Annotated in this window: 9 protein-coding genes; 4 read left to right on the top strand and 5 right to left on the bottom strand. The window is 38.1% G+C overall.

The annotated features are described in order from the left end of the window. Window positions 1–2: 2 nt before the first annotated feature. Both ACFSKL_RS13945 and holA read right to left on the bottom strand, forming a co-directional pair. Window positions 3–2990 carry a tetratricopeptide repeat protein gene (locus ACFSKL_RS13945; protein WP_376886916.1) on the bottom strand — a complete coding sequence of 996 codons (2988 nt, stop codon included), beginning with the start codon at window positions 2988–2990 and terminating at the stop codon, window positions 3–5. Between the two features lie 16 nt (window positions 2991–3006). Continuing rightward, a complete protein-coding gene (gene holA, locus ACFSKL_RS13940; protein WP_376886914.1) occupies window positions 3007–4029 on the bottom strand; it encodes a DNA polymerase III subunit delta in 1023 nt (340 codons plus the stop codon). Window positions 4030–4158: 129 nt separating this feature from the next. Between holA and ACFSKL_RS13935 the strand changes: the two genes are divergently transcribed. Beyond that, window positions 4159–4869 (top strand): tetratricopeptide repeat protein, encoded by a 711-nt coding sequence (locus tag ACFSKL_RS13935; RefSeq protein WP_376886912.1) that lies wholly within the window; start codon window positions 4159–4161, stop codon window positions 4867–4869. Here the strand turns inward: ACFSKL_RS13935 and ACFSKL_RS13930 are convergent. After that, window positions 4866–5708 (bottom strand): universal stress protein, encoded by an 843-nt coding sequence (locus ACFSKL_RS13930; protein WP_376886911.1) that lies wholly within the window; start codon window positions 5706–5708, stop codon window positions 4866–4868. The genes ACFSKL_RS13935 and ACFSKL_RS13930 overlap by 4 nt on opposite strands. Before the next feature lie 11 nt (window positions 5709–5719). Beyond that, window positions 5720–6640, bottom strand: coding sequence for a 2-hydroxyacid dehydrogenase (locus ACFSKL_RS13925; RefSeq protein WP_376886909.1), 921 nt, complete (start codon window positions 6638–6640; stop codon window positions 5720–5722). Window positions 6641–6834: 194 nt separating this feature from the next. Here ACFSKL_RS13925 and ACFSKL_RS13920 point away from each other — a divergent pair, with 194 nt between their 5' ends. Then, window positions 6835–7686, top strand: coding sequence for a DUF2911 domain-containing protein (locus ACFSKL_RS13920; protein WP_376886907.1), 852 nt, complete (start codon window positions 6835–6837; stop codon window positions 7684–7686). A gap of 325 nt (window positions 7687–8011) precedes the next feature. Then, the gene (gene serA / locus ACFSKL_RS13915) at window positions 8012–9904 is read left to right on the top strand and encodes a phosphoglycerate dehydrogenase (RefSeq protein WP_376886905.1); all 1893 of its coding nucleotides are present in this window, start codon (window positions 8012–8014) and stop codon (window positions 9902–9904) included. Between the two features lie 249 nt (window positions 9905–10153). Here the strand turns inward: serA and ACFSKL_RS13910 are convergent, their stop codons facing one another. After that, entirely contained in the window at window positions 10154–11281 is a 1128-nt protein-coding gene (locus ACFSKL_RS13910; protein WP_376886903.1) for a hypothetical protein, read from the bottom strand. Between the two features lie 336 nt (window positions 11282–11617). Between ACFSKL_RS13910 and ACFSKL_RS13905 the strand changes: the two genes are divergently transcribed. Further along, a complete protein-coding gene (locus ACFSKL_RS13905; protein WP_376886901.1) occupies window positions 11618–11749 on the top strand; it encodes a hypothetical protein in 132 nt (43 codons plus the stop codon). Window positions 11750–11866: the final 117 nt, after the last annotated feature.

Genomic DNA, 11866 nt, shown 5'->3' with positions numbered 1-11866 from the left:
TTTTATTTGATTTGGGCTAACTTATCTTGTGCTTCCTTTTTGATACCTTCATCTTCTGCCTGCTCCACTACAGATTCAAGGGTGGCTTTTGCTTGGAAATCTTCCCCCAAAGCCATGTAATTGTCTGCTAGCAGGATAAAGCATTTTCCATACCAATAAGCATGGGCGGAGAATGGACTTGAGAAATCAAATATGGCATCATTGGACTGGGTGAAGTTTTTCTTCTTGCTATAACTCTCCGCAAGAAGATATAGGCCTTCTGCACCCTGAACTGTCTTGTATTCATTGATCAGTGTCATCAATGCATCCTCAGCTGCATTTACATTTCCTGTTTGGAAATATGCCTTGGATTTGGTCAACATTGCCGAAGGTATGCCATCAGCCATCACATTTCCTAAGTTGATGATTCTATCTGCATAGAAAACAGCCGAGTCATATTTATTTGTAAAATAATGCGCATCCATCAGCCCCTTGAATGCTTCGAATTCCTCCAGTTTATTCCTTGCACTTTTTGAGGATTCTCGTAAATAGGGAAGCGCTTTGGTATAATTTTTATTCTCCAATTCAATGGTTGCAATTCTCTGAACAGCCCTTATTCTCTGTGGAGATTCTTTCAGGCCATCAATCTGGTAGAAGTAATTTAAAGCCTCGGCTTGGTTTCCAAGTTTGGAATATGCATCGCCTATAAAATAGGTTGCTTCCGCCCTATTGGATGTTTGTGGGTAATTTTTCAAATACGTTTGAAAAGCCTGAATTGCTTGCTGATGTGAGTTTGAGAAGAAGAGGTTTTTGGCAGCCTCAAACTCCACATTTTGCAAACTCTTGTTATCAGGGTTTGCATTTCTGTATCTTGAAAGGTAATTCGAGAACTCTCCCGATCGGTTTTGCAATGCCAACGCCTCCTGCAAGCCTACCAATGCAGACTCAGAATTGGAGGAGTTTGGATGGTTTTCCAAGATTTTCTTATAATCATTGATCGTCTCGTCGTATTGTTGAAGAGAATAACTCGCAATAGCCCTGCCTTCCAGTGCAAAAGGGATAAATTGGCTGTTTGGCCTAGATGAGATCAATCTGCTAAAGCCACTTTTTGCCTCAGCATAACGCGTCATTTCCATATTGATCTGTGCTTTTTGGAAAATAGCATCTTCCATATACAGACTCGATGGGAAATTGTCAATAACCCTATTCAATTGATTGATCGCTTCGGGATTGTTGTTCTGGAAGTTGTGCACCACACCGGATCTGAAATGTGCATAATCTGTATAGGCATTCCCCTCTCTTACTGCACGTTGAAATGTGTTCAATGCATCTCCAAATTTCTTCTGGACATAGTATGTATCACCCAATCTGATCAAAGCATCATCATAATTTTCTTTGTCCTCAGCCCTCTGTAGTTTGTCAATGTATAACTTAAATTGGGTTTCGGCTTTTGCATACTGCTGTGAATTGAAATAAGCATATCCCAATCCATAGTGGGACTTGATCAAATAAGGATCGTTTGCCCTCGGCCTCAAAGCCTGCAATCTTTCATAGGACTTGATGGCATCTGGCAGATTTTCCCTTGCCGCAAAATTCTCAGCTTTCCAAAAATGTGCCTGGTTCACCAAATCCTTATCTACAGATGTATTGATTGCCTTATCGAAATAAGCTGTCGCCAGATCATTTCTTTTGTCTCTGTAATATACAATGCCTTGATAAAAAGAAACTTTCTGGTAGGCAGCGTTGATTCTTGTGGATTTGTTGGGCATGCGTTCGATTTGTTCAATCGCACGTAGGTAATTACTCGTGTTGATCAAGGCATCAGCCAAAAGATCTTCCGCTTCGCGTGCATATTGACCTCTTGGATAGATTTCCAAATAGGTATCCAATCCTGTCACTGCATCCTGAAAACTCCCTCTTTCCAAGTTGACTTTGGCATAATTGATCAATGCCTCTTCTTTGATATTGGGATCTGCATCACTTTTGTAGGCAGCATTGAAACTTGTTGAGGCAAACTGGGGATTATTTAATTTCAGATAAGAATGTCCCAGATAATAGCTCGAAACCTGTCCGATTCTATCATTTCCCCCAGCCGATACTTTGAAATAATCCGTCGCTCGCTGATAGTTCTGGACTTCGTACTGCGCTACACCTGCTTTGTAAATTTGAGGTCTTTCCAAAGTACCCTTTCTAGTATTGACAAATTCATCATATTGCTGTCCAGCTTTCAAAAAATTCCTTTTCTCAAAATAAGCTTCAGCCAGGTATAAATGAATCTCTTCTTTTCTATCCAAATTCTTTCTGTTGGCTAAAACAGGCTCTGCATAGGCGATCAGCTCATCATAGAGACCTTGACGATAGTATACCCCCGAGAGCATGTATGGGATTTTTCCAGAATAAAAATTAGATTTATCCGCTTCTTTGAAATCCGCAATCGCCTGGTCATAGCGCTTGTTTTCCATATGGATAAACCCTGCATAATAATTTGCATCGGGTGTATAAGCTGTCCTTTCGCGCTTTACAAGATTGAAGTTTACCAAAGCTTCATTATAATCCTTAAGCTGAAATTGGGCATAGCCCATCTTAAAAAGCACTTCAGCTCTTTGCTCTGGCCAGATTTTATTGATATCTACCTTTTGGTAAGCTGGAATCGCTTCCCTGTAATTTCTTTTCTCAAAAAAGAAATTACCCAAAACATGGGCTGCTTCGTTGATTTTAGGATGATCGGGGTGTTTTCTGATAAAATTATAAACCAAATCCGCTGCTCCAGGATTATCGATTTTCAATGCCGATATAGCATGGTGAAAATCTACAAAAACCTCTTCATTCCCCGAAAGTTCCTTGGACTTGAGATCTTCGAATTCATATTTGGAAGCACTGAATAGCTGCTTATCAAACAATTCAAAATTATCATCTAAAATTTTTTGTGATCCTGTTTGGTACAAGCCCGACTGAGCAAAAGACAGCTGAACGGTGATAGCCATCCAAAGCAATGCGAGAGTTTTCTTCATAGTGTCAATATGCTAATTAGTGCATAATTTTGAAAATCAATTCTTTAAGGATTTGGGACTCCTCCATCCCGTTGGCATCAACTCCCTTAGAACGAAGGTCTGCCTCTTTTATGTATTCGAAGGCATCAATAACCTTGCCCAAATGGTAATTTTTGGCTGCTATGGTGTATTCTTTAACAAAGTATGGATTGACCCCCAAACTCCTGGCCAACTCCCCATCTGAAGCCCCTTTCATATCATGAGTAATCGCAATCTTGCTGAAGTAATTGAACATCAATCCTATCAATGGGATCAAGGGATGCCCCTTTGGGTTTTGGGCAAAATAATGGACGATTTTATTGGCTTTGATAATGTCTTTTACCCCTATTGCCTTTGTCAGTTCAAAATTGTTGAAATCCTTGTTGATCCCTACATATCTATGGACATGGTTCGAGTCGATCTGAGTCTGTTCCGTAAAATTGATCAGCATTTTACCGATTTCATTGGTCATCACCTCTAGGTTGTTGCCAATACTCTCGGCTAGCAATGTTGCTGTCCTCGTATCGATTTTATGTCCTTTTGATGCAATGTAACTTTCTATCCATGCCGCAAGTTTATACTCCGGAACTTTTTCGGATTTTACAAGAATGGCTTTTTTATCCAACTCCTTGGCCAACGCCTTCCTACCATCCAGAACCTTGTACTTATGCGCAAAAACCAAAATGGTACTTGGAAGTGGGTTTTGGACATAATTCAACAAAAGTGTATCTGTATCTTCCTTTCCTAAGTTGGGGATATTTTGAGCTTCCTTGACAATGACCACTTGTCTTTCTGCCATCATCGGAAAGCGCCTTGCATTGCCAATAATAGCGCTCATTTGGGCATCTTTCCCGTACATGACTGTCTGGTTGAAGCCTTTTTCATGTTCTGGAATGGCATTTTTTTCTATGAAATCCGAGATTTGATCAATAAAAAAAGGTTCTTCACCTTGCAGGAAATAAATAGGAGCATATTTACCTGCTTGGAGGTCTTTGAGAACGTCTTCTGGTTTACTTGGCATAGTTGAAATTTTCAAGTCAAAGATAGAAAGATTTCATATTTTAAAAAGGGCATTTTTAAATCAAAACTATATAAATCTAAACTTTCTAAGCTATATTTTTGTATCAGTATTAAATCAAACCAAAAACAAGTGGGGAAATTCGAAATAGGAGTTGGATACTTCAAAGAAGGAAAATTTGAAGACGCATTGGCTACAATCAATTCATGCTTAGAGATTGAAGGTAATAATTCTGAATATTATTTTTTCAGGGCAAGGGTACATTCCAGAATGGGGAATTTCAATCTTGCGCTGGATGATTTTGATTACCTGGTACAACTAGAACCATTCAATCCAAGCTATATCAGTGATCGGGCAGTTGTTTTGCACTTATTAAAAAGGAATGAAGATGCCGCCTCTGAATTTGACAGGGCATTGAACCTAGAGCCTTCCAATCCATATAGATACTCTAGCAGGGCATATTTCAGAGATAGGATCGGTGATTTTCAAGGTGCTATCGAAGATTATGACAGGGCTATAGAACTGGATCCCGAAGACGCTGTAGCCTACAACAACAGAGGCCTGGTAGAAGAAAAAATGGGCTACGCATCCAAATCAAAGGAAAGTTTTGAGAAAGCTGATGAATTGGTTGGTTACAAACCTAAGGAAGCTGAAAAACAGGAAATGGATGGAAATACGGAAGAGAAAAAACCGGCATTCTCTATGCCAAAACAAGAAAATGCTTCTCAGTCCTTGTCATTTGGAGACTACATGAATACGTTCAAGAAAATATTCACTGATAAATCAACATGGAATGAATTTGTTGATTTTATCGGTGGTGGATTCAGAAGCAAAAAAAGCTAAGGTTGCTTGATCACCCACAATGGCTTATTGATAAAATAGGACATTTTTCTTGAAAGATTTTGGGCAAAGAGTTGGTCAAACCATGTCTTTTTGGTGCTCAATGTAACCAAGACATCACCTTTGGCTGTATTTAGATAATTCTCCAATCCCAAGCCAGGCTCGTCCCTGTATGTCTTCAGGACAAATGTTGTCTTTTCATATTTTATGAATGGTTCTATATCCTGAACCATAGAATGGTGCATGACTTTGTCAATTGAAGTCAACTTGGAACTGACATGCACCATATCAATCTCTGAATCATAAAAACTGGCCATTTGGACAACTTTTTGAATTGCCAACTTGTCTTCTTCATGATAATCAGTCGCATAGACGAACTTCCTTGGAACTTTGAAGAAAACCTTTCTGGGGATCAACAACACGTCTATGTCGGACTTTTCCATCAAAGTAGATGACCTCGTCCCAATAAAGTTTTTCTTGAAGTCATTCACTCCTTCTGTCCCCATAACGATCAAGTTTGCTTTGATTTCATTTGCAAACTGCAAGATTGTATCAACGGTTTTCCCTTCTTTGATTTCGGAAATACAGGAAGCCAAACCATTTTCAATACACTCTTCTGTGACAGTTGCCACCAAGCTGTCTAACTTCCTTTTGATAAAACTATATTGATCACCTCCATGCCCGTCTTTTGAACTAAGTTTCAGATAATCTTCTTTGCTGGGTACGTGGAAAACAAAAAGCGCTGCATTGTATTTCTCACCCAATTTAGCGGCGTATTCGATCGCATTTAATGAACACTCTGAAAAATCTACAGGACAAACGATCTTAAAATTCTTATGCATTTTATTTGAGTTTAATAACCTTTCAATCTATTGATGGAATTTTTTAAAAGTTGATTGTTTAACAAACGGTGATAGTTCTCGACAATTTGGGGAGCTGCTGCATCCGGATTTGTTACACTTGCTATATGTGGTGTTATGGTAATTTTCTCTTCATCCCAAAAAGCATGCCCAACAGGTAAAGGCTCAGTTCTGAACACATCCAACAAGGCACCGGAAATTTGTCCTTCCCTGATTGCTTCCAAAAGATCTTCTTCAACCAGGTGTTTGCCTCGGGCCACATTGATAATATAAGTCCCTTTTGTACATTTTCTGAAAAAATCAATATTTAGAAAATTCTCAGTTTGACTAGTCAAAGGCAGCAGACAAACAATAATGTTTACTTCATTGAGAAACGTATCCAACTGATCTCCAAAATAGTACGGGAAGGACAATCCACTTTTCTCAGAATTCCCATATCCTGACACTTTGATATTCAATGACTGTAATTTTTCTATCACATCGCCTCCCAACTCCCCTACTCCCAATACCCCCACGTGAACATCTTTTTCGGGATCTGTCATGTCCCATTTTTTTGCTTTTTGTTGTTGCTTGTATCTTTCTGTTTGTCTGTGGTAATTCAATACTCCCATGATACAATAATTTGTCATCGAGAAAGTTAGTTTCTCGTCCACGATTCTAGTTATTGGTAACTTCGGATCAATGGTATCATCTGATAATATATGATCCACTCCTGCACCCATAGAACAAATCAGCTTCAGATTGGGGAATTCTTTCAAAATCCCCTTTGGGTGCTGCCATAACAAAACAACTTCGACGTCGTCTTTTCTTGAGATCTCCGGATAGACTTGGATATCTATGCTGTCGTCAAGTTTCTTAATATTCTGTATCCAAACCTGTGGATTTCTGTTAGGTGATATAATAGCTATTCCCATGGAAATGAAAGTGTTTTAGTCAATTTAAATAAAATGTCGAATTTTAAATATTCGATAGTTTGTAGCATAGCTAAAGAATGCCCAAATTTATAAGCAAATCTAGAATGTGAAAATGAAATAGTCCCAAATTCTAAAAGTCGCTATTAAGAATTACCTACTTACGAATATAAATTTAAATCAATAAACTTACAAAAATGAAACTTAAAGAAGCCCTATTCCTATTTGCTTTGATTTTGTGTACTTCAGTTGCTTTAAAGGCACAACAGATCGAAATGCCCCAAGCTAGCCCCGCATCCAGTATTTCACAGAAAATCGGTCTGAGTGATGTCAAAATCGAATACAGCCGACCAAGTACCAAAGGCCGGAAAATCTTCGGTGAGCTTGTACCCTATGGTGAAGTTTGGAGAGCAGGGGCCAATGCAGCCACCATTATTAGCTTTTCGACAGCAGTAAAAATCGAGGGAAATGATGTGCCAGAAGGTTCATATGCATTATACGCTATCCCAAACAAAAGTGAGTGGACTGTGATACTTTCCAAAAACACAAAATTATGGGGTGCAGTAGGTTACAACCAAGCAGATGATCTATTGCGTTTCAAAGTAAAACCAAGCAAAACCGGTACTAAATATGAAACGATGGAAATTAGCTTCATAGACATGACTGATACCGGGGCATCTGTGGCAATCAAATGGGAACAGGTAGGTATCAAATTTAGAGTAGAAACCGAAGTCGATGGAATCGTCATGGATCAGATCAAACGATTGGTCATCGATCAAGAGCCTACAAATCCAGGTTTGTATTACCAAGCTGCAAATTATTATTTCACAAACAAAAAAGAACTTCCCGTTGCCTTGGAATGGATCAATAAATCAGTTGATTCTGATCCCAAATATTGGACGATGCACCTGAAAGCGAAAATTGAATTGGCCTTGGGAATGAAAAAAGAGGCTGTTTCAAGTGCTACAAAATCAAAGGAAATGGCCATGGAGGCCAAAAACCCAGACTATGTAGGCCTAAACGAAAGACTTATAAAATCAATTAAATAAAATTTGAATGATCTTCCTGGAATTGAATTCCTGGAAGATCATCTTTTTTACTTAAAATCCCTTCCATTTTTTTAGGTTCCCATCTTATTATACCATCGTACAATGAAAGTAAAACACATACTTACATCTTCAATTGCATAGGAAACAATCAGCAAAATATTAGTTAGTAAAAATATCTTTACCCAAAATAATGCATTTAAATCATATACAATCGATTTCGTAGCAGGATCGACCAATCTTGAAAAGTATTTTTGTCAATAAAAGTGTTTATTTTTTAATAATATCCTAATTTTGGACATCAATTCATTCAAACTTCATCACAATAATGCCCAATAATACAAAATTCATCATTGACTTTGACAGTACATTCACCCAAGTAGAAGCATTGGATGTCCTTGGGGAAATCAGCCTAGAAAATGACCCGAAGCGAGACGAAAAATTGCAGGCGATCAAAGACATTACCGATATGGGAATGGAAGGTACGCTCAATTTTAGGGAGAGTTTAGAGAAGAGATTAGCAATTCTTGAGGCTTCAAAACCGCAGATTTCAGAATTGATCGATGCTTTGAAGCATAAAGTTTCCAAATCATTTCAGAGGAACAAAGAATTTTTCGAGGAAAATGCAGACAACATCATTATCATTTCCAATGGTTTCAAGGACTTCATTACCCCTATTGTAGGAGAATATGGAATCAAAGCTGAGAATGTCTTTGCAAATGAATTTGTATATGACAAAACGGGAAAAATCATTGATTTTGACAGGGAAAATATACTCTCCAAAAATGGAGGCAAGCCTGAGACCATCAAAAACCTTAACTTAGAGGGTGAGATTTATGTAATCGGTGATGGTTATACCGACTACGAAATCAAAGCTTCGGGGATGGCCAATAAATTCTATGCTTTCACAGAAAATGTAGAGAGACCAAAAGTCACTTCCAAAGCCGACCACATTGCCCCAAGTCTAGATGAAATCCTTTACGTTAACAAAATGAACAAAAAATTCTCCTACCCAAAAAGCCGTATCAATGTATTGCTTCTGGAAAATGTCCACCCTATTGGTGTTGAATTGATGAAGCTGGAAGGATACAATGTAGAGGTGATTTCTTCTGCACTCTCAGAAGATGAATTGGCCGAAAAAATCAAGAATGTCAGTATTTTGGGTATCCGATCCAAAACAAATGTGACCAAGAAAGTCTTGGAAAATGCCAATAGGTTGATTTCTATAGGCGCATTCTGTATTGGTACCAACCAGATTGATTTGGAAACCTGTACTGAAAAAGGAATAGCTGTATTCAATGCACCCTTCAGCAATACACGTTCTGTAGTGGAGATGGCCATCGCAGAGATTATTTTCTTGATGCGTGGCTTCCATGACAAAAGCCATGGCATGCACAAGGGAATTTGGGACAAATCAGCTACAGGTAGCTTCGAAATCCGTGGCAAAAAACTTGGTATAATCGGTTATGGGAATATTGGTGCACAGCTTTCTGTTTTGGCTGAAAACATGGGCTTGGATGTGTATTACTTTGATGTGATTGAGAAGTTGGCCCTAGGTAATGCGACCAAAGTGGATTCCCTGGATGAGCTATTGAGTACTTGTGATGTGATTTCACTCCATGTAGATGGACGCAAAGACAACAAAAACATCCTTGACAAAGCTAAAATCGCAAAAATGAAACCTGGATCCTACTTGCTAAACCTTAGCAGGGGACATGTTGTCGATATCAAGGCACTCAAAGACGCTTTGGAATCCGGACATATTGCAGGTGCTGCTATAGATGTATTTCCCGAAGAGCCCAAAAACAATTCCGAGCCATTGGTTTCTGAATTGATCGGTATGAAAAATACAATCCTTACCCCACATATTGGCGGATCTACTTTGGAGGCCCAGCAGAATATCGCACGGTTTGTACCTGGAAAAATCATGGAATATATCAATACAGGAAACACCTATAACTCTGTAAACTTTCCAAACATACAGTTACCTTTCTTGAAAGATGCACATAGATTGATCCACATCCACCAAAACGAACCTGGTGTATTGGCAAAAATCAACAACAGCCTAGCAAAACACGAGATCAATATCGTAGGCCAATACCTAAAGACAAATGAGAAAATTGGATATGTGATCACTGATATTGACAAAGCTTATTCCCCCGAAGTGATTGATGCCATGAAGGAAATCCCTGGCACGATCAGATTTAGGGTACTTTATTAATTCATTACCTATCAAACCTATATAAACAAAGCCAACAATTGCTATTCGTAGCGATTGTTGGTTAAATTGTTTCACTAATTCAGTGTTATTACGATCAGGAGGAATCTCAAATCCAAAAGAATGAGATGTTTATTTTTTTGATTGTACTTGATATGATTATTATATCTGAGTACTTCACTTTACTACTATTTCTGATTTTCCCCTCGTCTTTTGTAACATTAGGCATGTATTGAAACATCCCAAAAGATTTTAGTGCTTGATGACTTTAAAGACTTCCGATTGATCCCTCCAAGACAATTCAATTAAAAGAATACCTTTTGGGATGTTTTTTAAAAAATGCCCAAGATCAATTTCATAGGGATTTGATGGGGTAAATTGTAATTGAACATAGATTTTTTGATTAGCAATTACCTTTATGGTTATTTCTTCTCCATTATATACACTGGGTTTCTTCAGGCTTACTTTTAATTCATTTTCTTTCATTGGATTTGGATAAAACAACCAAGCCCCAACATCTTCTTTTGTCCTATTGATGTTCAACATCTGCACCTTGCTATAATCATACTTTCCATCAAGATCCACCTGCTTTAGCCTATAATACACACGGCTAACATACGGAGGTATATTTTTATCCAAATATTGGTAATAATTGATCTCAAAGCTATAATTGGCAGCAGATACACTGTCTATTATTTTAAATTTATCTATCCCATAAATAGACCGCTCTATCTCAAAATGGCTGGATTCCCATTCTTTTAAAGTAGACCAATTGATTTCTGCATAGTCCTTTTTTTCAGACATAGACACCGAGAAATTATGCCACACGACCGGTAGCTCAACTGGTATTTCAACAATCATTTCTCCCGTTGATGCACTGCATTTTGAATTGGAATAATCGTTACAAGCATAGGTAGTTTCCAGAGTCCCCTCACCTTCACTTGCTTTCCAAAAGAACTGGGGATTAAAAAAAGATAAGTTTGTACCACATTCCCATGTGAAGGTATCAAATACAATCAACTTGGCTTCGGTTGTTGTACTGCTGAATGTCCCCACATAATCGTTTACAAATATATCCATGTTCCCAATTCGCAGCAGGCTCTGAAATCTGGCATTATAACGTGTTGCGGCAGCATTAAACTTGTAGGTCATTTCCAGTTTCACCTGAAAAGTCTGCCCATCTCCACATTCAGACACCGAATTTGCAATAGGATTTCCAGTAACTGCATCGACAAGTGCAAACCCCATAATGGTAATATCATTGGAAGTACAACCAAATCCACAGTTTCTCAAGTCACCTTGGGCATAATTCCATATCGGCAACATACTTAAAGCGATACCAAATACTGATATTTTCAATTTCCCTAACCAATATTTCATGATATTTCCTTTTCTTGGAAAAATCCAAAATAATTATATAATTCAAATCATAGACTTGAAAGTCAAAGATAAAGAAAAGAAACTATATTTTGTAATTATAAAATAAACTACATTTTTATTTTGTATAACACCACTTAAAACGTCAAATAAATTACATTAAATGTATTTTGGAACAGAAACCAATACCTGTTATAGTTTGTAGGGAGACTCATAGATTTATAGACTTGCTGAGATAATCCCAACGACTAAAAAATACAGATGTAGATATTAAACCGTACCGGACAGATAATTTTTCAACAAAAAACAAATCTTGAAATAGATAAAATTTCTTAGCAAGTGTTTTTGATCAACCTAAAAAACATCGATGCCATCAATTCGAAGGAGTTGATAATCGGCAACCACAACATCCCGATAGGGAAGAACCATTATGCGGAGCTTCAAAACAGGATCACCAAGATCAATTCCTGACCCAGCCCGCTAATCCACGCTTTCGATCCTGTCGTAGACCATCCTGATCTCATCGTCGAGCTTTCCGATGCTGATGCCCATGTAGTCCACAAACTCCCGCCTCTCGCCTTCCGTGTC

This window comes from Belliella marina (assembly GCF_042682445.1).
Taxonomy (GTDB): domain Bacteria; phylum Bacteroidota; class Bacteroidia; order Cytophagales; family Cyclobacteriaceae; genus Belliella; species Belliella marina.
The sequence above is the reverse complement of the archived record's forward strand: the minus strand, read 5'-3'. Positions and strand labels throughout refer to the sequence as shown.